The sequence below is a fragment of the Rhodopirellula sp. UH5 genome, from assembly GCF_056839225.1.
Map to the genome: position 1 here is coordinate 416,327 of NZ_CM166390.1, position 22,881 is coordinate 439,207.

Here is a 22,881-nt window from a genome sequence, read left to right on the forward strand (position 1 = left end):
TCCGGCTGTAGTTTGACAATCCACTCCACCAACCCAGGTGACGGATCGACGGGTGATTTGCCGGAGCCCGATCGATACGATTTCACCATCGGTAACGTTTTTATGGTTAACCGCAACCTCATCCGCTCCCTCGAAGACGACGACATCCTCAACGATTTGGCGCTGCTTGCCCCGGAGGACGAGGCCGAAGAATGGCTTCTCGACGCGATTGCTGCTGAGCAGCAAGATTACAACTCTGGCAAAATTGTTGACGGACGAATTGTTGAACTGAACGACGAGTGGGCTCTCGTCGACGTCGGCTTCAAAAGTGAAGGCACGGTCGGACTGGATGAGTGGGGGCCTGAAGAGGACCCGCCAAAGATCGGCGACACGGTCAAAGTCCTGATTGAAGAGATGGAGGATGAGCTCGGTGCTGCCGACGATCCTTACGGCATGATTTCGCTGTCCAAGCGAAAAGCCGAGAAGATCATCGAATGGGAAGCGATGATGGAAACGGTTGCCGAGGGCCAAGTGGTCACCGGTACCGTGATTCGCAAAATCAAAGGTGGCTTGCTCGTCGACATCGGCGTCAACGTCTTCCTGCCTGGTTCGCAAGTCGACATTCGTCGTCCTGGAGACATCGGCGACTTCATCGGTCGTGTGGTCCAAGCCGAAGTGCTCAAGATCGACGACACACGTCGCAACATCGTCATCAGCCGCCGCAGCTTGATCGAGCGTCAGCGTGAAGAAGATCGCGCTTACTTGATGCAAGAGCTGGAAGTCGGCCAGATCCGCAAGGGGATTGTCAAGAACATCGCCGACTTCGGTGCGTTCGTCGACCTCGGCGGCATCGACGGTTTGCTTCACATCACCGACATGGCGTGGGAACGAATCGGTCACCCAACCGAAATGCTGTCGATCGACCAAGAGATCGAAGTCAAGGTCCTGCACATCGACCGCGAAAAGCAAAAAATTGCTTTGGGTCTGAAGCAAAAAGACCGCAACCCTTGGGAAAACATCGAGACCAAGTACCCGGTCGAATCGGTTCATCCTGGCGAAGTCGTCAACGTGATGAGCTACGGTGCGTTCGTGAAGCTGGAGCCAGGCATCGAAGGCTTGGTTCACATCAGCGAAATGAGCTGGACCAAACGGGTCAATCACCCCAGCGAATTGGTCAACATCGGCGACAAGATCGATGTCATGATCTTGGGTGTCGATCCGGAAGGCCAGCAATTGTCACTGGGTATGAAGCAAACGCTGAAAAACCCTTGGGACGAAGTCCTCGAGCGTTATCCCGAAGGCAAAGACGTCAAGGGCAAGGTTCGCAACCTCACCAACTACGGTGCGTTCATCGAGCTGGAAGAAGGTATCGACGGTCTGTTGCACGTCAGCGACATGTCCTGGACCCGCAAGATCGCTCACCCGAGCGAAGTGCTGGAGAAGGGGCAAGAGATCGAATGCCGTATCCTCAGCGTCGACGAACAACGCCGCCGGATCGCATTGGGTCTGAAGCAACTCGACAACGACCCTTGGGATGGCGACATTCCAGACAAGTACCAGCCCGGCCAATTGGTCAAGGGTGAGGTCACGAAGATCACCAACTTCGGTGTCTTCATCGGACTCGAAGACGGCTTGGAAGGTTTGCTGCACATCAGCGAATTGGCCGAGCACAAAGTCGAGGACCCCGAAGAAGTGGTCAAGGTTGGCGATCCGATCGAAGTCAAAGTGCTTCGTGTCGACACCGACGAACGCAAAATCGGTCTGTCGCTCAAACGAGTCGACTGGAGCGAGGAGCAAGAGAAGACCGCTGCTGCTGCCGAAGCCGCCGAATCGGGCATGCCGACTCCGATGGACGAAGGCGACCTGAAGGGCGGTTTGGGAGCGGCTGGTCCGTTGATCCCGACTTCCGACTCGGAATAGTTCAGGGAAATTTTGAGCGAGTTCAATCGGCTGTTCACGCATCCGATTGCTCGTTTGGAAGTGGTCAACTCCTTCGGGGGCCCCTTCGACGCCAGTGCGGCGTCGGCTTGGCCTGATTGAAGGAGCGAAGGCACGCTCATGTTGAGCGTGAGAGCATTGAACAGTTGACACATGGGACGGGCGTTTGATCTGCTTCAAACGCCCGTTTTCTTTTTGCGCCGTATGTTTGAATGCATTCACGCGGTTCAAATTTGAAGATGCCTCCCGCCGCTCCTGCCAACGCTCTTCCATCCACCGTCAGCTGTCATGAATCTCAATCGACGCGAATTGCTCGGCGCGACGTTGGCAACGGTGGCTGTCGCCGGGGCGAAGCCTGTGAAGGCATCTGATGTCTTTTCTGCACCGGCGATTCATGTGTCCGGTAAACCGGTGGTTCGGGTTCTTGGGACCCATGTGACCCTGCAGGAAGATCTTCGTGTGCGTGCGGAAGCCGACCTGGGCATCCAGTTGGAGTTCACGCCAGGAGGCAGTGCGGAAGTGCTTCACCGGGCTTCGACGCGGCCTGAATCGTTTGATCTGTATGAGCAATGGTCCAATAGCATTCGGGTGCTGTGGCAGGCTGGTGCGATCCAGCCCATCGATCGCACCCGTATTCGGTACTGGGATGAGATCAACCCGCTGACGCGTGTCGGACGGTTGACCCCTGAGGCCAAGATTGGTGCGGGCGACGCACCCAATGAACTGCTGTTCATCCAGCCCGATGGAACTCTGGGCGGCCAGCCAACCGAGCAAATCAGTTTTCTGCCGTATGTGCACAACGTCGATTCGTTTGGTTATGACGCTTCGTTCGTCCCGCGGGGGATTCCCTACGAGACAGAATCGTGGGCGTGGTTGCTTGATGACCGCTGGGCGGGAAAGGTTGCGATCGTCAATGAACCCACCATCGGTTTGTTTGACTTGGCGATGGCCGTTCAAGCCAAAGGGTTGGCTGAGTTTGGTGACATTGGCAATCTCAGCGAAGCCGAATTGGAAACCCTGTTTCAGATTTTGGAAGACTACCGACGCAGTGGGCACTTTCGTGGCGTGTGGAGCAGCGTTCCGTCCTCGGTGGGGTTGATGAGCCGTGGGGAAGTGGTGATTGAAAGCATGTTCTCACCGGCTGTGTTTGAGTTGAGGGGGCGTGGAATTGAATGCGTCAACGCATCCCCCAAGGAAGGTTATCGTGCTTGGCATGGCGTGATGTGTCTGTCGTCCAGAACCTCAGGCTCGGTCAAAGACGCCGCCTATGAATACATGAACTGGTGGTTGTCGGGGTGGCCAGGCGCTTCATCGCTCGTCAAGGTTACTACATCTCCAACCCGCAACGGTCTCGCGAAGAACTCAGTGAAGCCGAGTGGGACTACTGGTACGAGGGGAAACCTGCCACCACGGATCTTCAGGGCACGACCGGACGAGTGGTGGTCAAGGAAGGTCAGGCTCGAGACGGCGGCTCCTACGAAAAACGATTTTGCAACATTGCGGTCTGGAACACTGTGATGAAGTCCTACGAGGCCAGCCTTCGGCACTGGAATGAGTTCGTGTCCGGATGATCATGATGCTGACCCAACTGGGACGACAGACTCTGCGGCAACGCATCTACTTGGCAAGTGCTTGCTTGGTGGCGTTGTGCGTGCTCAGCACGTGGATTGGCGTGAGTGGTCAGTCGTCACTGTTGAAGAGTTTTGCCGAGTACCAGCGAGCGGAGAGCACTTCGGTGGTCATCGAATCGATTGACCGGAAAGTCCAGGAGCTGAAGTCTCGTAGCGAGAGCTATTTGCTAACAGGAGCCTCGGCGCAGTACCGGGCCGCTCTGACGTTGCAGGAGGAACTGGCAGAGGAGATCGAACGTGCCAAGGGAGCGGATGCCTCGATCGAAGAGACCTTGGTCCAGATGGAAGGCCACCTGAACGTCTTGAGCGATCAGTTGAAATTGGCGGCGGAGGAGCGTGAGCTGCGTTCTCTATTGGTGCAGCAGGAGTTGCCAGAGAAGGCGGAGCTGGTTCGCGACGCGTTCAACCAGCTGCGTGCTTGGTGGATGAAGGATCCGGTCAAGTACGAGCAACAGATTCGCAAGCATGGCGGCGCTCGAGGAGCGTACGTGTCGGCTCATCGCTCGCTGCTGGAGTACTTCAATCATCCCAAGTCGGAGAGTTTTGACCGAGCCACGCAGGATCTCGAAATGGCTCGTTTGGCGTGCCTGGAATTGCAGGAAGCTCCCGACAATCAGCAGGAAGAAGTCCAGAGGATCCTCGCGGAGGTGTTGGCCAGCCTGTCTGAATTTCAGCGTGTCGGCACGCGCGCGTTTCAGGCCACCCGCGGCTACATGGTTTACTCCAACGTGGTGATGGCGGGGGAAATCGCCGAGTTCAGCTACCAATCGTCCAAGCTGAAGGAGTTTGTTCGGGAGCAAAAGACCCTGAACCAACGCAACCGTGAGGCGTCCTTCCGCCGTTCTCGCTACATCGCGGTGGGAGCGGCCGTGGGGGCGGTGTTGTTGGCCATGCTGCTCGCAACCAGCTTGTCGATGGCCGTCATCGGTCCGATCAGTCGTTTGACGGAAATGTTCCGGCGATTGGCCGCCGGTGAAACCATGGTGATTTCGACTGAGACCGAGCGAACCGACGAAATCGCAGAGATGGTCAAAGCAGCCCGTGTTTTCAGCGACAAAAACCAAGAAACCAAGCTGCTGTTGGATCGATCCGAGAGACTCAGTCAAGAATTGGTGAAGAAAGCGGAGGCGCTGATCGAGTCCAATCGCGAACTGGATAATTTTGCCTACATTGCTTCTCATGATCTGAAGTCGCCCCTGCGTGGCATCCAGCACTTAGCCAGTTGGGTCCAGGAGGATTGTGAAGGCATTTTGCCGGAAAGTTCGCAGGAGCATTTGAAACACATGCAAACGCGTGTCCGCAGCATGGAATGTTTGCTCGACGATTTGCTGAACTATTCACGCGTCGGGCGTGTCGATTCTCGTCCCGAGCACGTCGACACCAACGAATTGGTCACGTCGATCGTCGCAATGGCGGACAACTTGGATGGTTGCGACATTTCATGGGATACCTTGCCTGTCTTTGACACCGTGCGGACTCCACTGCAGCAAGTGCTGTTGAATTTGATCAGCAACGCCGTCAAATACAACGACAAAGGTGCGGATGGACGGATTGAAGTGCGGTGCGGGGAAGATGTTGATTGGTACAATTGGGAAGTCGCCGACAACGGGATTGGGATCGAAGCCCGTTTTCACGAAAAGGTGTTTCAGATGTACCAGCGTGTCGCAACCGATGTTTCGGATGGAAGTGGCATGGGACTTGCTATCGCAAAGAAGCATGTGGAGCATTATGGTGGGGAAATTGGGCTCCATTCCTCCCCGGGAAGTGGAACCACCTTTTGGTTCACTTGGCCCAAGCAAATTGAATCAGTGAACCAGTCAGTGAAAGATCGTCCCACTGAAGACTCCATTGTAAACGTGCGTACATGACATCGTCTCTTGTCGACAATTCAAGCTCCTGCGAAGCCAAACGTCCGACGTTTCTTCTGATTGAAGATGACGCGGTGGACGTCGAGGCATTCCGCCGCGCGGTCAAACGCAATCAGGTGGATTGCGAGTTGGTGCATGCCTCCGATGGCGGTGAAGCACTGAAGAAACTCCGCAGTATCGTGAGCGAAAGCGACGATGTGGGGGTCTTGGCGTTCCTCGATCTGAACATGCCTGGTTTGAACGGGCATGAATTTTTAACGGAGGTTCGTCGCGACGATTCTCTGAAACGGTTGGCAGTGTTCGTTGTGACGACTTCGCGTCATCAACGTGACATCGCGTTGGCTTACGACAAGAACGTGGCGGGCTACTTTGAAAAAGATGATTTGAACTCGGTGCTTGAGATGGCTCGGCAGTTCGCAGGGCGCTTGGTGTTTCCCTCGTTGGGTTCCAAGAACGCGTGAGTTGAATTGGGCGTGGTTGCCGATCACGGCGGAAAAAGCGACAACACCGGTGGGAGATTGTTCGCCACTGGGTGAACCCTTTTCAATTGGAAGCCTTCTTAGTTGCATCATGTCATCATCTGATCTTCGCGTCGCTCTCATTGGATCGACCGGTTACACCGCGTTGGAAGTCGCCCGGTTGCTGCTCACGCATCCCAGTGCAGAGCTGGTGATCGCGACCAGTCGCCAAGACGAGGGCAAGCCACTTTCGGAAATTCATCCGATGCTGGCGGGACGTTGCGACGTGACCCTGCAACCGCTCGATGCCGACGTGATCGCGAAGTCGGCCGATGTGGCGATGTGCTGCTTGCCTCATGGGGCTTCTGCGGAAAGCGTGAAGCAATTGGCCGGTGCTGGGATGCGAGTCATTGACTTCAGCGCCGATTTTCGGCTGTCCAGTTTGGAAACTTACGAGCACTGGTACGGTGTCAAACACCCATGGCCGGAACGAATCGGCAACGTCGTTTACGGCATGCCGGAGTTCTTCGCCGACGAAATTCGCAGCGCTGACATCGTCGCCAACCCGGGGTGCTATCCCACCTCCGCAATCATGCCGCTGGCCCCGCTTGTGAAGGCGGGATTGATTGAAACCGAGGACATCATCGTCGACAGCAAATCCGGCGTGTCAGGAGCCGGTCGTTCGCCGAAACTCGGAACCCTCTATTGTGAGACCAACGAATCGATCTCCGCTTACGCGGTGGGAACTCACCGCCACGCACCCGAGATCGCGGACCTCGTCGAACGGATCGCGGGTGCTCCGATCGAAGTGATGTTCACACCGCACCTGACTCCGATGGATCGCGGCATTTTGTCGACCATCTATGTGAAGCCAGCGGTCAAGGCTGGCTCGGTGGAGGACGCGGTTCGTGCCATGATGAGCTTGTTGCGAGACACTTACGCAGGCCAACCTTGTGTCCATGTGGTCGATCACTTGCCCGCGACGAAGTATGTCGCCGGGACCAACCAGGTTCAGATTACGGTGCGTCCTTCGGGCAAGCGAGCTGTCATTGTCTGTGCCATCGACAACCTGACCAAGGGCGCCAGTGGTGCCGCGGTTCAAAACATGAATGTGATGTTTGGATTACCAGAAACGGCTGGGTTGTTGATGTGATCGGAGACTTGGTGGCGTGATGTCCACGCCGCGATTGTTTGCAAATCGACTTGAACGAAGCAGGTTGGCAGGGACGATCTGGAGAATCCATGTGAGCCGTTTGGGCGTTCGCCCCGAATGTACGTGAGAACCGTGGCGTTCGCCAAAACAGTTCCAATGCCAAGTGACGCCTGCTGACCTGCTTAGAAACGTTGTTCTGCGTTGGAGCCTGACATGCCGGAAGTCGCACCCTTTGCCGCGTTGCGTTACAACCTCGATCACATTCGGTCGCTTTCCGAGGTTGTCGCACCGCCTTATGACGTCATCGATGCTGAGTACCAGGACGTGCTCTACAAGCGGCACCCGTCCAATGTGATCCGCGTGATCTTGAATCGCGAGGAACCTGGTGATGAGATTGACGAGACTTACTCACGTGCCGCGGGTTTCGTCCAGCAGTGGATCAGCGAAGGTGTGCTGAAGCAGGACGACGAACCGGGGTTCTATCTCTATCATCAAACGTTTGCGATTTCTGGCGAGAGTGGTGACCAAGAATCGGTGACGCGGCGCGGATTCATGGGGCGAGTTCGCTTGGAGCCGTTTGGCAAAGGCAACATCCATCCGCACGAGGAGACTCACCCCAAGGCGAAGGTGGATCGTCTGAAGCTGATGAAGGCAACGGAGCAGAACAACAGCCCGATCTTTGGTTTGTACCCCGACAATGACAACGCGGTCATTGAATGCTTGGAAGCTGCCAAGGCCGATGTCACGCCGATCGAAGCCACTGACGACGCGGGCGTGGTTCACACCGTTTGGCCCATCACCGATCTCGATGCCGTCGCAACGGCAAGCAGGCTGCTAGCGGACAAGCCGATGTTTGTGGCGGACGGGCACCATCGCTATGAAACCGCGTGTGACTACCGAGACTTCGTGGCGGAGCAGGCCGGTGGGATCGCCCCGGATCATCCGGTGAACTTTGTGATGACGATGTTGGTTGGGATGAACGATCCGGGGCTGGTGGTGCTGCCAACGCACCGATTGATTCGCGGCATTCGTCCGCTGCGTTCCGATGAGTTGATCGAACGACTCGGGAATGGGTTCAACTGTGAAACGCTCAGCGGTGGTTTGTCCGCGGCAGACGACGCCTGGACACGAATTCGGTTGGCGGATCGTCAAAGCTTGATGGCGTTGTATGCCGTTGGCGATGAGACCTGGGTCATGGTCAACGCGAATGAGAACGCGATGGCTCGGATGGCGGAGATTGCCGGCGACCAGAGTGAGACCTGGCGATCGCTGGGCGTCAGCTTGTTGCACAAGTTGGTGTTGGAGGACTGCCTGGGAGAGTCTGAACATCACAAGCCAACCTATGTTCACGACGTCGCGGACGTCGTCGCTGGTTTGAAAGGTGAGTCACAAGCTGCGGAGTCAGAAGGCGATGGGGATTACTCTTTCGCGGCGCTGGTCATGCCCGCCACGGTCTCTGACGTCGAGCAGATCAGCCTGAATCACGAACGCATGCCGGCGAAGAGCACCTACTTCTATCCCAAGTTGCTCAGCGGATTGGCATTTCATCGGCTGATGCCGTGAGTGGTGCGTCCGTTGGAGAATAGGGCGATACGCCAAGAGCCCCGGTGTTCCGTTTCGACGGCCCCGTCCGGGGCGATCGGATGGGGTTGGTTTTGTTTTCTCGGGGCTGACACCCCGAGCTAAGAACGCGGACTCCTCCGGAGTCATGCATGCACAACCGCCCCGGACGGGGCCGCCGTCGGTAGCTCGGGGCGGAAGCCCCGAGACCGGTGGTGAAAATCAAAACGTCGCCCCGGATGGGGCCGTCGTCGGCGTTTGACGAACGATACGTTTGGGAGTGATGAACGGTTGAGTTTGGCCAACGGCCAAAATCAACCGGACCACGGAGACGCACAATGCCCCCGTCATTGCCGAGAAGGACGCTCGGTTTCGACGGCCCGGTCCGGGGCGATCGGATGGGGGTGGGTTTGTTTTCTCGGGGCTGACACCCCGAGCTAAGAACGCCGACTCCTCCGGAGTCATGCATGCACAACCGCCCCGGACGGGGCCGCCGTTGGTAGCTCGGGGCGGAAGCCCCGAGACCGGTGGTGAAAATCAAAACGTCGCCCCGGATGGGGCCGTCGTCGTCTTCGCAAGTATTCAGACGCTCGAGTGAGTGGACCTCCGAATTCTGGCGATCCGGCTACTTGATCCGTGGCAGGACGGTGTCGAGGGTTTTGCGGAGGGCGGCGCCGCTGGCTCGGAGTCCCTGGACTTCTTTGGGCCAGAGGTCGATCTCGAGTTGATCGACGACACCGGTGCGGCCGACCACGGTGGGGACGCTGAGTGCCACATCGTGGATGCCGTAGCAGCCCGATTGCACGCTGCTGACGGGCAGCAAGCACTTGCGGTCGAGGATCACGGCGTCGATCACATCGCGGATGGCAATGCCGACGGCAAAGCCCGCTCCGCCTTTGCGTTTGATGACTTCGGCACCGCTGCCGCGTGTCCGAGTGAACAGCTGGTTGGCGAGAGCCGGGTTCCAGCCTGGGAATTTATCGAGTGGCAAACTTCCGATCGCGGCACTGCTCCAGATGGGAACCATCGAGTCGCCGTGCTCGCCCAAGATCAACGCTTTCGTTTGCGTTGGTGGTGCCTTGAGTTCTTCCGCGATCAGCGAGCAGAATCGGATGGTGTCGAGCTGCGTTCCCAAACCGATGACTTGCTTGGTTGGCAATCCCAGCATGCCTGCGGCAACGTACGTCAGGATGTCGACGGGGTTGCTGACGACCAACACGATCGCGGATTGCTTCGGCCCGGCGGCCTTCACGTCGCGAAGGATTTGGACAAACAGGTCGGTGTTGCGGTTGATCAAGTCCAAACGTGACTCATCGGGTTTACGACGCAGGCCTGCGGTGATGCAGATGATGTCGCTGTCCGGGATGTGCTCGTAACCACCGCCCACGATCGTTTGATCCGCGACGCTTGGCGAACCGTGTTGCAAATCCAATGCGTGACCCACGGCGGTTTCAACGTTGACGTCGAGCAACGCGATTTCGCGAGCCAAGCCGCCGCACTGCAACGCGTAAGCGGCACAAGATCCGACGAGGCCGCCGGCACCAATGATGGAAACTTTCATGGGATCAGTTGAGTTGGATGTGGGGGATGGTTTGTGTGGTGTTAGCGGAGCGGCGCGAGCCGCCCGGTGCGGTACCGGAGGGCTCGCGCCCTACCGCTAGGAATCCGAATTCTGGCGAATCCGGCTACCTGATGAGCTAGCTTGACGCTTTCATCTGACGCATGACTTCGTTGGTGATCAGCTTCACGAGCTGCTCTTCGTCCACACCAGCAGGTGCAGCCGATGCCGAACCGGAAGTCTTGATCGGTGGTGGTGGTGCGAAGGCACGACGCTCGACGCCCGAGTCTTTCCATGAGTCACGGAAGATGTCGTTGGCACAGATGTCGCAGTCTTCGAACTCGGACGTGTTGCGTGGGTCTTTGAATCCCCATTTGTCCTTCAGTTCCAGCAACTCTCGTGACTTAGTTTCGTCCAAGTACGACACATTGCCCAGTTGTTTGGCGAGCAACAGCATGCGGCAGTACGAGTCCAGGATCTCAGTCCACCAGTAAGCTCGTTCCACCGATTCGCCGTACGAAACGGTGCCGTGGTTGGCCAGGATCATGACGTTCGTTTTTTCAACGAAAGGAATGATTGTGTCAGCGAAGGCTTGTCCGCCAGGTGTTTCGTACTTGGTGATTGGCACGTCGCCGAGGAAGACTTCGACCTCGGGCAAGATGCACTGTGGAATGGGCTCGCGAGCGATCGCAAACGCAGTCGCGTGCGGTGGGTGGCAGTGAACGACGGATTTGATGTCGGCACGTTGCTTGTAGATTTCCAAGTGCAACAACGCTTCGCTGCTGCGTTTCTTGCGACCAGCGATTTGCTTGCCGGTCATGTCGATCATCGAGATGTCGTCTGGCGTCAAATAGCCTTTGCAGTGCATGGTCGGTGTGCAGAGGACTTCGTTGTCGCTGACGCGGACGGTGATGTTGCCGTCGTTGGCCGCCGCGAATTGACGGTTGTAGATGCGGCGACCGATGTCGCACATGTCTTGTTTGATCTTATGGATGTTTTGCATGACAAGTGGTCCAAGTCAGGAAAGGGAGGTCGAGAGATGGGAGATGAATCGGAACGGGGGGAGCGTTCCAAATTAGGTTTTGTTCGTCACGAGGTTTGCACCTCGCAGTGATCCAGGATGGCGACGATGGAAGCGTCGGTTGGTTTGACATCGGGGCGGAACGGAGCGGCGGATTCAGGCCCTTCGGCCAACGCCACCCAGTCACCGTGTCCACTGCCAACCAAATCCCACGCGACAAGGGTGTCTCCACCAATCGGTTTCGCGTCGTCTTGGTTGACTTGGATTTGATCCGCGGACTCCACGACTTCGACGCAGCGAAGTTTGTAGCCCTTCATGGACGGATGCATTCGCGAAAGCGTCACGGTTCCAATCACACGAGCGATCTTCATCGAGATGTCCCCTGTGAGGTGGAAGTGGACGGCTTTGGCAATTGAGCGATGGTGTTTGCAGCGTTGACGAGCGCGACGAGGTTGAAATGCTGCATGTCGAGCACAAATGTGTCGGCGTCAACTTCGGATGCAAATCGTGAGATGTCTTCGAGGCGAGTGATCAAGACTGCTCTTGAGCCAGACTGGATTCGAGCGATCAACGCTGCCGCGGGACGCTCGGTCACGACGACGGAACGATGGGCTTTCGGGCAATGGTCAAGGCCGCGAAGCGCCAGCTGTCGTGTGAGCGAGTCGCGAATGGATTTCGACGAGGCGTCGGTGTGCAGTTGGATGAATCGTTTTCCGGTCTTGCTCGCCGGTTGGTTTGCAGCGGCACCCGTGGACTTGGATCCAGCCACAGTGATCCCGCGTGCCCGCATTTCGTCGCGTGCGGCGGGGGTCACGACGCCTCCGGATAACTGAACCTGGGTGACTCCCGACGGGATCCTCTGAATGACGTCGACGCTGATGACTTTGTCGCTCAGGACATGTGCGGACTCTCCGCTCTTGATCGCTTTCGAGGTCGAAACGCTGGTCCCGGATTGATCTCGCAACCGGCGCAACACCTGTTCAACGATCGACGCGATGTCGACGCTGTTGGACGTTGCGGTTTGGGTTGCGGGCTGGGTCATGGGTTTGGATTGGTAGCCGGATTCGCTGGGATTCGGTTGTTGGGTTGGTGTTTGACTCACAGGCTGGAAGCCTACGCCACTTCTATTTCTTCTTAGTTTTCTTCTTCTTTGTCGGTTCGTCGATCAGTCCTTGGACGCTCCAGCGAGCGGGGCAGGTGTCCGATCCAGTCATCTCGCGGATGGGGCCGGTTTCACTGGTCAGCATCACACGGTCACCGACTCGACAGCCCAGTTCGTCCAACACGAGCAACGGTGCTCCATCCGGTTTCTCGTCCACGCCGGTGGGCTGAACGAGAACGAGACGTTGGCCTTGCAATGATTCGTGTTTGACGGTCGCGCGGGTGTGACCGATGACGCGTGCGGGTTGCATGCTCAGACCACTCGCAGTTCGTCGATCATGCTGCAGCGTCGTTCGCGGGTGAACGTGTCAGGCGTCGTGACGCCTTCGCCGGTTGGTCCCGCGATGGAGAACGACAGGTAACCTTCGCCGCCCAGTCCCAGGGCAGCCATGCAAGGACCATTCTTGACGTACAGGGTCGTGTCCAGTTCCTTGCCCATCTTGGTCATGTTGTGAACGTTGCGAGAGTGAATGATCGCGGTGTGTCGGAAGCCGTGTTCGTAGTGCTTGGCCATTGCGATCGCGTGATCCACGTCACGTGCTCGGACGAATGGAATGAACGGCATCATTTGTTCGACGCTGACAAACGGGTGATGTTCATCGGTTTCGCCGAAGACCAACTCGCAGGATTCAGGAACCTTGACACCGGCGGCCGCGGCCAGAACGGAAGCGTCTTTGCCGATGTAGTCTTTCGCGGCGGCGTCGTGGTTGTCGTCACCGACTTGAGTGATTGCCACGGAAGTCAGCTTTGCGATTTGAGCTTGGTCGAGCTGAACGGCTCCGGCACGTCGCATGGCGGCCATCATGTCGTCGAAGACCGAATCCACGACGAAGACTTCCTTTTCAGCGATGCACAACAGGTTGTTGTCGTACGCACCGCCTTGGATGATGCAGCGAGCCGCGTTGTCGAGGTCGGCGGTTTCGTCGACGACGACGGGCGGGTTGCCTGGGCCAGCCACGATGGCTCGTTTGCCACTGTTCAGTGCGGCACGCCCGACGGCGGGACCACCGGTGACGCAGATCAGTGCGACGTCGCGGTGACCGAACAGTTCCGCGGCACTTTCGAGCGTTGGTTCAGCGATCACGCAGATCAAGTTGTCGATGCCGACTTCGCGAGCGATTTCTTCGTTGAAGCGACGGACACCTTCGACGGCAACCAAGCGGCCGGATGGGTGAGGGTTGACGACGACCGCGTTCCCGCCAGCGATCATGCTGACCGCGTTCCCGGTGATGGTCGGCAGGCTGTGCGTGACGGGCGTGATCGCCGCGATGACACCAAACGGGGCGCGTTCGATGATCGCGAGACCGTGGTCGCCGGAGAACGCTTTGGTTTGGAGGAACTCGGTGCCGGGCGACAATTCGCCGAGGGCTCGCAGTTTTTCGATTTTGTGTTCGGGCCGACCGATGCCGGTTTCCCGCATTTCCATCAGACCGAGTTCTTCGCAGTTCTCAATGCTGATCTTGCGAATGATGTCGATCACGCGCTTGCGATCTTCCATCGGACGCTGGCGAAGTTGTTCGAACGCACGACGAGCCGCGGCGACCGCATCGGAAGCGTTGCCGAAGATGCCATGGCTGCCTTCGAAGGCGTTCGCCGAATCGGGCATGCTGGGCATCGGGCCGACTTCCGCGAGGACTTGTGCGACCACGCTGCGAATGGTGTTTTCGTCGAGTTGCATGATGAGAGATGAGTGAGGGGTGATGGAGTGGAACAGGAAAGCGATGGCACGTGTCAGGTGCTCGCTTTCACCTCTTTGGCATCCACGTGAACGGAATCGACCAAGCCGATGACGACTGCGTCGATGGGAAGTGTTTTGGTTTCGGGGGTCAGTCGAGCGCTGCTGCCTTGGCACACCAGCACCAACTCACCTTCGCCAGCGCCCAACGTGTCGACCGCGATGAAAGTGCGTCCCGTTGAAGTAAGCTTTGCACGCGTTTTCTCATCGAGCCGGTACGGCTCGACAATCAACAACTTGTGACCGGTCATGGATGCAACCTTTTGGGTGCAAACGACCGATCCGGTGACGCGGGCTAGGAACATGGGAGTGGTGGGTTGAGGTGATGGGTTTGGGGAGATCGACGCCAGGTGGAACCTGGCCTACTGGGCGGCGAGAGCACGGAGGCTTCGCTTGGCCACGATCCATTCTTCGTCGGTGGGCAAAACCAAAACCTGAGTTTTGCTGGACTCGGTGTGCAGGCTTCCTTCTCCACGCATCCCGTCATTCTTGGAGGCATCCAGTTCGATGCCAAAACCTTCCAGGCCCGCACAGACGGCGGCCCGGACCACGTCGCTGTTTTCACCGATTCCTCCGGTGAACACGATCGCATCCAAGCGACCCAGTGCGACCATCATTCCGCCGAGGTGTCGGCGAATCTCTTCGGTGTAAACACCCAACGCCAGTTTGGCGTCAGCGTTGCCTTCGTCGGCGGCGGACTCAATGTCACGCAAATCTGCCATGCCGCCGGAGAGACCTTTCAGTCCACCTTGGCTGGCCAGTGTTTGCAGGACTTCTTCCAGTGATTGGCCGGTTCGCTGCATGATCAACGGGATCGCGAAGGCGTCGAAGTCGCCCACGCGGTTGTTCTGCGGGACGCCGGTTTGAGGTGTCATGCCCATCGAGGTCATGATGCTCTTGCCAGAATCGATCGCGGTCAGCGAACTGCTTCCGCCCAGGTGACACGAGATGATCTTGGCGTCGTCACGACCCAAGACTTCTGCGGCACGTTCGGCAATGAAGCGGTGGCTGGAACCGTGGAATCCCCACTTTTGAATTTGCATCTCACGCGTCCATTCCGCAGGGATCGCGTAGGTGCGACGCTCCGGCGAAATCGTGTCGTGAAATTCGGTTTCAAACGCGGCGACCAACGGTAGCTCCGGAAAACGTTGACGTAACAGTTTCATCGCGGCGATGTAGGGAGGGTTGTGCGCCGGCGCGGCGGCACTCATCTCGTCCATCGCTTCAAGCACTTCGTCATCGACGACGAAGGTGCCACTTTTGCGTCCACCGTGAACGGCTTTGAAACCGATCGCGGCAACTTCATTGGCCTCTTTCAAACATCCATTCTCAGGATGGGTCAGCTGGTCCAAGCAGGCTTGAACAGCAACCCCATGATCCGGCACGGGCATCTGCGTTTCTTCGCGAAACGTTTCGCCTTGATGCGATCGCGTCACAATCACTTCGCATTGACTGAGGGGTTCGCCAATGCGATCGACGGCCCCGCGAGCGAGCACGCGAGAATCGGGGGAGGCATTCGCAGATTCAAAGTCACCGGACATGTCCAGCAGCTTGTACTTGAAACTGGTCGAGCCCAGATTGGCAACGAGGATCAACATCGAATCACGGTCCTTGTGAAAGAGGTTTCACGCAGCGTGTGTGAACCAGGTTGTGAACGTCGCAACCCGATCACACGGCGGCGATCAATTGAAGTAAGCGTTCATCAAGCCTTCGGCTGGACGAGCGATCACGTGGCTGCTGACCAATTCGCCAACTTGAGCGGCTGCGGCGGCACCGGCTTCAACGGCGGCGCGGACGCTGCCGACGTCACCGCTGACGACGGTTGTGACCATGCCACCACCGAGGTCGACGCGTTTGACAACAGCGACGTTGGCGGCTTTGGCCATCGCGTCGGTGGCTTCGACCAACGGCAAGAGGCCCTTCGTTTCAATCAAACCAATGGCATCGTTCATTTGAGATTCTCGTAAAGTTGTTCTGGTGAGGTGGGAGACAATCGGGGTGACAGACGCTGCTGTCGCTCGATCACTTTTTGCTGGTCGAAGGCAACTTCAGGATCTTTTCCAAATCGCCGTGAGGGCGTGGGATCACTTGAACGCTGACGACTTCGCCAACGCGCCCGGCTGCTGCAGCACCGGCATCGGTGGCTGCTTTGACAGCAGCGACATCGCCGGTGACGAACACGGTTGCCAAGCCAGCACCGATCTTGTCCCAACCAAGGAACTGAACGTTGGCGGCTTTCATCATTGCGTCGGTTGCCTCCACTGCTGAAACGAAACCTTTGGTTTCGATCATGCCGAGGGCTTCACTGATTTTGGCCATCTTTTGAGATACCTAAAAGGAAAGGGGGAAAACGAGAGAGAGTGATTGGTTCGTGCCGGGGCGACCGGACGATGGTGGGTGTCCAGTGAGAACTGGACCTACGTTGAGCGAAGTCCATCCATCAGTGCTGGCAAGCACATCCGGACTTCTTCAGTTCGACTTCCGTCGCTGCGTCTAGGTTGCAGGCGTTGCCTTCGTCCGTGTCGATGTGAACTTCCAACTTGGCGGCTTTGTCAGCCCGAACCAAAACGTCTTCGAATGAAACGCTGCAGTCGGGACTGCGAATCGAAAGTTGCATCATGTCGCCGTTGGAAACGCCGTAGTACTCGGCGTCGGCAAAGTTCATGTGAACGTGGCGAGCGGCGCGGATGACGCCTTGTTCGAGCTGAACGCTGCCGGCGGGGCCAACCAACACGCAACCCGGCGTGCCTTCGATTTTGCCGCTGTGGCGAACCGGTGCATTGATGCCCAGTGAGATCGAATCGGTCAGTGCCAGTTCCACTTGGCTAGCGCCACGTGTGGGCCCGAGCACGCGAACGCTGGGGAGCATCCGTTTGCGAGGTCCGACGACCATGACCGTTTGCTTGGCCGCGTAAAAACCATCTTGGTAAAGGTCTTTGTCGGGTTCCAAGACACTGCCACGTCCGAACAAAATCTCGACGTGCTCGTCGGTCAGGTGACAGTGGCGGGCAGAAATGCTGACTCGCAAATTCGGTTTGCCATCGACCCAACCGAGAGGCTGTTGGCCGGCGGATGCGATCGCAGGGGCAGGAGATGCCACGCCCGATTGACGGATCGCGTTGCGAACGAGGGATTCAATGCGTGAACGATCGACAGCCAAGCTCATGTGAGATTCGCGTTGTTCAAGGAATGGGTGGGGGAGGTGTTCGATGAGGGCGCGGCCGGAGTCGGTGCCGGGGTCTTTTGTGGGGACTGGGCCAGCGGTGATTGGGCCAAGCGTAGTTGGACACCGGCAGATTCCAGCCACGCTTTCGCGTCAGAATCCAGCCCGTCGTCCGTGACAACCGTGTCGATCTGATGCAATTCGCATATTCGGCTCAAACTGGTTTTTCCGAACTTGCTGTGGTCGGCCAACACGATGCCTCGTTCAGCCGAAGCGAGCATCGCCTTTTCGCTTTCCACCAGCATCATGTCGCTGTTGAAAAGGCCGCGTGGCGAGACGCCGGCGACCGACAAGAAAGCGGTCGTGACGTGGATGGTTGCCAGTTGGGAATCGGCGAGTGGGCCGATCGTGACCGAAGTTCGGCCGCGAACGCAGCCGCCGATCATGACCAGGTCAATCGAGTCGCTGGTCGACAACAGGTGAGCGACCGGCAGTGAATTCGTGACCACTTGCAGCGGTCGGTGGACAATCAGCCGAGCCAGTTCGTAAACCGTGCTGCCGCCGTCCAGCAAAATGGTGTCGTGATCGGCAATCAGTTCGGACGCCGCCCGGCCGATGGCTTGCTTGGCTGCCCAGGAGTCATCGTTGCGGGATTCGAACACGCTGATCGTGTCGGAATCGCCAGTCCAGTAAACGCCGCCATGGGTCCGACGGGCCAATCCGGCTTCTTCGAGCATTTCCAGATCGCGACGGATCGTTGACTCGCTGACCGACAATTGCGACGCCAGTTCGCCCAAAGCCGCGAATCCGCGGTCTTTGACCAAATCACGCAATCGATCTCGACGTTCGTCGGTGGTCACGGGGGGGAACGCTGTGGGGAAGAATGTGCCGAGGACGGATTTCAATCAGCAGTTGCAAGGTTTCTTGCAGGCCGAAAGGAATCTCTCATCAAGTGGTATTATTCTTCCAAGCATACACCATTGCAAGCGTCGGAGTGTGTGGATTTAGAAAAGATGGGAAGAATGAATGTCCCTAAACATTCGACTGGGCGGCCATTTCGGGATTGTCAGTGATAGAAATCAACCACCCGTGGGTGCGATCGAGCATCTTCTCCGGGACGATCCCCACCGATTCCCATGAATATTCGGAGGTTTGGGAGTTTTGGGGTGAGCTTGTGACGATCGCGCCCGGGTCGGTGGTGACGCCGGTTGGAAGATCTCTTGCACGGGCGGATTGCAATGCGTCCAGCAGTTGCTGTCGAGTTTCGGCCCATTGCTGCAGGATGTTTTGCTGGCTCGCTGAGTCGATCGGCTGCCAGATCAGTTGGACCTTCTGAATTCGATCGTCTGTTGGGGAGGGCTCGGGGCGTTTCAACTCGCACAGCTTTCCACCCTGGGCAGCCAATTTTGAGCCTTCGAGGTAGACTCGTCGCAGTTGATTGTCCCTGTTGAATTGGTAAACCCGATCGGGGCCGTCGTAGATCGCTGGCCCTCCACCCTTCCGCCAGCCGATCACCCATTCTCGACCGCTGGCACTGTGCCGTAGCCGAGCTCGCTCGGGCAAATTGACTCCCTCCACCAGCAAGTCTTCTCGGTCGTGTGTTTCGCGTGCCATCGTGTTCCGCTTGGTCGTGGGATTGAAATTGTGTTCTGACCCGTCCCGCCGCCTCCACTTTCGTTGCTCGGATGCCTTATGAGTTCTGATTCATCGTTCGATCAGAGCGAGTTCGCAGGCAGTGAGGTGAGTGCAAAGATTCAGGCTGCTTGGTGGCGGCGTTTGGGGGAGGGGATGATATCGCCAGGAATAGGCTTCGGCATCGTGGCGGGAATCGCCTCGGCGGTGTTGTACACGTTGGCGAACATCTCGCTTCGGAACGCGATTTCGGTCGATCCGTTCATCGTTTCGACGTTCAAAGCGGCACCGACAGTGTTGGTTCTGACGCCCTACTTGGCCGCCGTCAAAGCCAGCGGACGTCCGATCGCGACCAGTCGCCAGTGGATTCCGATTTTCATCCCGATCGCCCTGGTCGGACAAGTGATTGGCAATGGTGCGTTTCAGGTGGCGCTCGGCAGCGTCGGTTTGGCCGCCTCCGTGCCGATCACACTGGGATCGTTGTTGATCGGCAGTGCAATTTTGGGGCGGATCATGCTGAGGGAACCGGTTCGGCCACGGACATTGGTTTCCATAGGCACTCTGATCATCGCCGTGATCGTGTTGTCTCAGTCTCGCGGGGTGAATCCCGTCGATTGGACGGCCTCGTCCGCGGATCTTTCTGACGAGCCGGTGGATTGGTTGCATTCCCCGGTCATCGGTGCTTTGTGTGCGGTTTCGTCAGGATTGGCCTATGCCGTGTTCAGCACATCGATGCGTTTCACCATGAAACGCGGGATGTTGGCATCGATGGCGATGTGGATCAGCGGTGTCTCGGGCACGGTGGCTTTGGCGGGCATTGTCGCAGTCAGAACGGGATGGTCGCCGATTGCTGACATCCCTGCTGCGATGTGGCAATCGATGATCTTGGCGGGGATTTTCAATTTCACTGCGTTCGTGGCGATTTCAACGGCACTGAAGGTGTTGCCCGTCGTGGCAGTTCACTTGATCAATGCTTCCCAGGTTGCGATGGCCAGCCTCGCGGGCGTGATTGTGTTCGAGGAGCCGGTGACAAAGCTGCTCGTGATTGGCATATCGTTGACCCTGGCCGGGCTGACGATTCTTGCCACCCGGCGGAGGCCGACTCCGGTTTCACCGCCTACATTCCAGTCAACCTTTCGTTCGGAATAACCGATACACACGTTAAGACCCGTCGTGTCGTCGCAGAAGGCTTGATTTCTGCGGCTGCACTTTGGGAGGAACCCAACGTGATGTCACCGACCGCGGAAGAAAATTGACTGTGTCAGAAAAACGCCAACGTTTGGCCGCTTGGTTGCTCGCAACAAGCTTGTCGACGTCTTCGTGTCTCGCCACCGTGGCCGTTCAGGCGGACGAACTTCAGTTCGGTGCGCCCACGCTGGCTGTGCCAGCGGACTCGTTCGGGGTGATCGATGATGCGAGCGATCGCGACGCGATCGAGCCTCGCGTCGCGGGTCCCGCCGTGGTGATTCGCGAAAACAGCGACTCTTCGCGATCCCATTTGCAGTTTCGCGAACAAAACGGTTCGTGGAGCTCGCAATCCGGACCAATCGGATCCGCGATCCAGTTGTTGCCGCCGCAACTTGCTCCGCCTTCTCCGGTGGAGGAACCTGTGTTCTTGGGCAACGCGGATGCCAACGGCACCGAGCAGATCGTGCGGACGCCGCGGATGGTCACTCGGGAAGATGCTCGGCTGAACGGTGTCCGCAAGACCTGGGAACCGAAAGGTCCTCTGTTCACCCAGACCGAACCGTCGATGATCTTGCGTGGTCCCGAATCGGCCGAAGCTGAATTGGACCAGCCCACTCGGGAGCAGTTGGCCGACAACGTGCCGGATTCATTTGATCCGACCAAGATGCCGTCTGAATTTGATTCGCGTCCAACGCGCTCGGTCTCAGACCGAAATGCCGATTCGACGTGGGACGGGCAGCCCAATCCCAATGCGACGCAGTGGAACGCTCGGCGAAACATCAGCGAGGTTTCGCCGCTTCGAGACCCAATGCCTTCGACCACGATGGCGCCGATTGGCAGCGGAGCCTTGCCGCAACGAACCGGTCCTGCAATTCAACCACCAGCCCTTCCACCTGCGAAGGCGGAGGCTCTTCCGAGCCTGCCAGCTTTGAACGCACCGTCGTTCCTCGGATCAGAGATGGACGAGGAAGTCAGCGATCTGCCGCAAAAGGTCGATGAACTGACCAGCAAGATCGAAGAGCTGACCCAACAGCTCAACGCCTTGAAGTCCAGCAAACCGGAGTTGGTTGAACCGACAACGGTGCCTGCGAAACCGGCCCAGGAAGCTCCCGGCAATGTGATTCCACCTAGCATTCCGAAAACGCGATCGGCAATCGATTCCTTGCCGGAAATGAAGCCGTCGCAATCACCCAGTGAATTGCCATCGCTCAAGGACGCGAAATCATCGACGGCTCGCGAAACCATCGGGAGCGGGTTGCAAAACCGGGAGCTGTCGTTGGAAACGCCGCAGTCGTTGATGGCGCCGAAGTCAGCGGCGAAACCGAAGTCGCTGGAAACAGAGCTGGAGTCGGTTGAAAAGGAGAAGGAAGACACGGAACGCCGCCTGAACGAAAGCATCGCGGAACAACTTCGCCGTGAAGAGGCTCGGGATCGTTCTCAGATCAAAGAACGTGAAGACCGAATGTCGTTGGAATCCGCTTCGCCGCGACGAGCGAAAGAACGCACGGAGGGGATCTTCGATGAAAAGGATTCCGATGAGTTGTCGCGTGTTCCGCTGCAAGCGGTGGACCGCGATCGATTGACGCCACTCGAGGACGCTCCATCGGGATCGGTGAGCCTGCGAGACATTCGTGGCAACGATCTGGGCGAAGCGGATCTGGAAGACCTGTATGCGGGTGAGTTGGATCAGGACGGTGAACAACTCGACTCCTCGGAACAACCGCGTTTGAGTTTGGCTCAGCTGGATGCCACGGGACGCCCCAAGACTCACAGTGGCAAGGGTGCCGGGGCGAACTTGAGCACCGGTGTGATGCGAATGCAGCAACCGATCGTTCAGTGCCTGCAGCACTACTACGGGCGTCGTGAACAGGCCGATGGACGCAGCAATTGGGGCATGATGCATGCCGTGATGGTGTTCGGACCGGACACCCGGTTGATTGCTCGCGGACGGGACTACAGCACGATCGCTTGGATGGCCGGCAACAACGTCTGCCGCGGTCAACGATTGATGGAAATCGAAGGCGGGAAGATCAAGGCTCGCGAGGGCGTGGGATTGCAAGGTCACCAAGCCCAGTGGTTGGCCGTCTTGGCCATGGTTGGCGTGCCAAGTGATTACCCTCTGTACGTGGACGGCCAGAAATTCAGCGTCGCGGACTTGGTCAAAGTCGAAGCGGCCGCCTGCAAAGAAGGCCAGGAACTGACGTTCAGCTTGATTGGATTGTCGCACTACTTGGACACCGAAACGACTTGGGTCGGTGCTGATGGCGAGCGTTGGGACTTCTCTCGTTTGATCGCTGCGGAACTGGATCAACCGGTGGTTGGATCAGCGTGTGGCGGGACTCACCGCCTGATGGGGTTTGCTCACGCGTTGCGGAAGCGACGTTTGGAAGGCCAGCCCATCGATGGCCAATGGGCTCGTGCTGAGCAGTTCCTGGATGACTTCGTCGACTACACCCTGCGATTGCAAAACCGCGATGGTTCGATGAGCACAGATTGGTTCGAGTCGCGTCAAGACAATGGCGATCTGGATCGCAAGGTCCAAACGACTGGGCACATGGTCGAGTTCTTGCTGACGCACTTGCCCGACGAAAAGTTGCTGGAACCGGAGGTGTTGCGATCGGTCACGTTCTTGCTCAATTCCATGTTGAAGGGACGCAACAACGATTGGTCGATTGGACCCAAGGGGCACGCCTTGCGATCGTTGGCACTGTTCCATCAGCGTGTCTATGGCGAACCAGCACCGCTGGCGAACCCACGCAGCGTCGCTCGGCAACGACAACCAAACCGACGTTCCCGTTGAGCCTCTTGTCGGTGACGCGACGGGCGTTCACTCGTT

General features: G+C 57.8%; 20 protein-coding genes and 1 pseudogene. 8 read left to right on the plus strand and 13 right to left on the minus strand.

The window, feature by feature from the left end; all coding sequences use genetic code 11:
- Positions 1-102 precede the first annotated feature (102 nt).
- The 6 genes and pseudogenes from UH5x_RS01490 (at position 103) to UH5x_RS01515 (ending at position 8,590) form a co-directional block, all read left to right on the plus strand.
- Complete coding sequence (locus UH5x_RS01490; RefSeq protein WP_047816320.1) at positions 103-1,899, plus strand: 30S ribosomal protein S1; 1,797 nt, start codon at positions 103-105, stop codon at positions 1,897-1,899.
- A 306-nt stretch (positions 1,900-2,205) separates the two neighbouring features.
- Positions 2,206-3,488: pseudogene (locus UH5x_RS01495) on the plus strand (ABC transporter substrate-binding protein).
- A 2-nt stretch (positions 3,489-3,490) separates the two neighbouring features.
- Positions 3,491-5,416 carry a sensor histidine kinase gene (locus tag UH5x_RS01500; RefSeq protein ID WP_482634470.1) on the plus strand — a complete coding sequence of 642 codons (1,926 nt, stop codon included), beginning with the start codon at positions 3,491-3,493 and terminating at the stop codon, positions 5,414-5,416.
- Positions 5,413-5,877, plus strand: a complete 465-nt coding sequence (locus UH5x_RS01505; protein WP_047816262.1) for a response regulator — start codon at positions 5,413-5,415, stop codon at positions 5,875-5,877. Before UH5x_RS01500 ends, UH5x_RS01505 begins: the two co-directional genes overlap by 4 nt.
- A 109-nt stretch (positions 5,878-5,986) precedes the next feature.
- Complete coding sequence (argC, locus tag UH5x_RS01510; protein ID WP_482634471.1) at positions 5,987-7,027, plus strand: N-acetyl-gamma-glutamyl-phosphate reductase; 1,041 nt, start codon at positions 5,987-5,989, stop codon at positions 7,025-7,027.
- 213 nt (positions 7,028-7,240) lie between these two features.
- The gene (locus UH5x_RS01515) at positions 7,241-8,590 is read left to right on the plus strand and encodes a DUF1015 domain-containing protein (protein ID WP_482634472.1); all 1,350 of its coding nucleotides are present in this window, start codon (positions 7,241-7,243) and stop codon (positions 8,588-8,590) included.
- Positions 8,591-9,212: 622 nt separating this feature from the next.
- Here the strand turns inward: UH5x_RS01515 and UH5x_RS01520 are convergent.
- The 13 genes from UH5x_RS01520 to UH5x_RS01580 all read right to left on the minus strand — a co-directional run bounded on the left by UH5x_RS01520 (position 9,213) and on the right by UH5x_RS01580 (position 18,839).
- Positions 9,213-10,148, minus strand: a complete 936-nt coding sequence (locus UH5x_RS01520; protein WP_047816261.1) for a lactate/malate dehydrogenase family protein — start codon at positions 10,146-10,148, stop codon at positions 9,213-9,215.
- A 136-nt stretch (positions 10,149-10,284) separates the two neighbouring features.
- Positions 10,285-11,148, minus strand: a complete 864-nt coding sequence (locus UH5x_RS01525; protein WP_482634473.1) for a class II aldolase/adducin family protein — start codon at positions 11,146-11,148, stop codon at positions 10,285-10,287.
- Between the two features lie 86 nt (positions 11,149-11,234).
- Complete coding sequence (locus tag UH5x_RS01530; RefSeq protein WP_047816259.1) at positions 11,235-11,537, minus strand: EutN/CcmL family microcompartment protein; 303 nt, start codon at positions 11,535-11,537, stop codon at positions 11,235-11,237.
- Entirely contained in the window at positions 11,534-12,268 is a 735-nt protein-coding gene (locus UH5x_RS01535) for a hypothetical protein (RefSeq protein WP_482634474.1), read from the minus strand. The genes UH5x_RS01530 and UH5x_RS01535 overlap by 4 nt, the downstream gene beginning before the upstream one ends.
- 22 nt (positions 12,269-12,290) lie before the next feature.
- The gene (locus UH5x_RS01540; RefSeq protein WP_482634475.1) at positions 12,291-12,578 is read right to left on the minus strand and encodes a EutN/CcmL family microcompartment protein; all 288 of its coding nucleotides are present in this window, start codon (positions 12,576-12,578) and stop codon (positions 12,291-12,293) included.
- A gap of 2 nt (positions 12,579-12,580) precedes the next feature.
- The gene (locus tag UH5x_RS01545; protein ID WP_047816257.1) at positions 12,581-14,005 is read right to left on the minus strand and encodes an aldehyde dehydrogenase family protein; all 1,425 of its coding nucleotides are present in this window, start codon (positions 14,003-14,005) and stop codon (positions 12,581-12,583) included.
- Positions 14,006-14,058: 53 nt separating this feature from the next.
- The gene (locus tag UH5x_RS01550; RefSeq protein WP_047816256.1) at positions 14,059-14,367 is read right to left on the minus strand and encodes a EutN/CcmL family microcompartment protein; all 309 of its coding nucleotides are present in this window, start codon (positions 14,365-14,367) and stop codon (positions 14,059-14,061) included.
- A 57-nt stretch (positions 14,368-14,424) separates the two neighbouring features.
- Positions 14,425-15,660: an acetate/propionate family kinase gene (locus tag UH5x_RS01555; protein ID WP_482634476.1), complete on the minus strand. Its 1,236-nt coding sequence runs from the start codon at positions 15,658-15,660 to the stop codon at positions 14,425-14,427.
- Positions 15,661-15,744: 84 nt separating this feature from the next.
- The gene (locus UH5x_RS01560) at positions 15,745-16,014 is read right to left on the minus strand and encodes a BMC domain-containing protein (RefSeq protein WP_007324357.1); all 270 of its coding nucleotides are present in this window, start codon (positions 16,012-16,014) and stop codon (positions 15,745-15,747) included.
- A gap of 70 nt (positions 16,015-16,084) precedes the next feature.
- Positions 16,085-16,381 (minus strand): BMC domain-containing protein, encoded by a 297-nt coding sequence (locus UH5x_RS01565; RefSeq protein ID WP_047816254.1) that lies wholly within the window; start codon positions 16,379-16,381, stop codon positions 16,085-16,087.
- 121 nt (positions 16,382-16,502) lie between these two features.
- The gene (pduL, locus tag UH5x_RS01570) at positions 16,503-17,228 is read right to left on the minus strand and encodes a phosphate propanoyltransferase (protein ID WP_047816253.1); all 726 of its coding nucleotides are present in this window, start codon (positions 17,226-17,228) and stop codon (positions 16,503-16,505) included.
- Entirely contained in the window at positions 17,225-18,085 is an 861-nt protein-coding gene (locus UH5x_RS01575; protein ID WP_482636101.1) for a DeoR/GlpR family DNA-binding transcription regulator, read from the minus strand. Before UH5x_RS01575 ends, pduL begins: the two co-directional genes overlap by 4 nt.
- Before the next feature lie 172 nt (positions 18,086-18,257).
- Positions 18,258-18,839, minus strand: coding sequence for a hypothetical protein (locus tag UH5x_RS01580; protein ID WP_482634477.1), 582 nt, complete (start codon positions 18,837-18,839; stop codon positions 18,258-18,260).
- Between the two features lie 78 nt (positions 18,840-18,917).
- Here UH5x_RS01580 and UH5x_RS01585 point away from each other — a divergent pair, with 78 nt between their 5' ends.
- Positions 18,918-20,006 (plus strand): DMT family transporter, encoded by a 1,089-nt coding sequence (locus UH5x_RS01585; protein ID WP_482634478.1) that lies wholly within the window; start codon positions 18,918-18,920, stop codon positions 20,004-20,006.
- Between the two features lie 109 nt (positions 20,007-20,115).
- The gene (locus UH5x_RS01590; protein WP_482634479.1) at positions 20,116-22,845 is read left to right on the plus strand and encodes a GTPase-activating protein; all 2,730 of its coding nucleotides are present in this window, start codon (positions 20,116-20,118) and stop codon (positions 22,843-22,845) included.
- Positions 22,846-22,881: the final 36 nt, after the last annotated feature.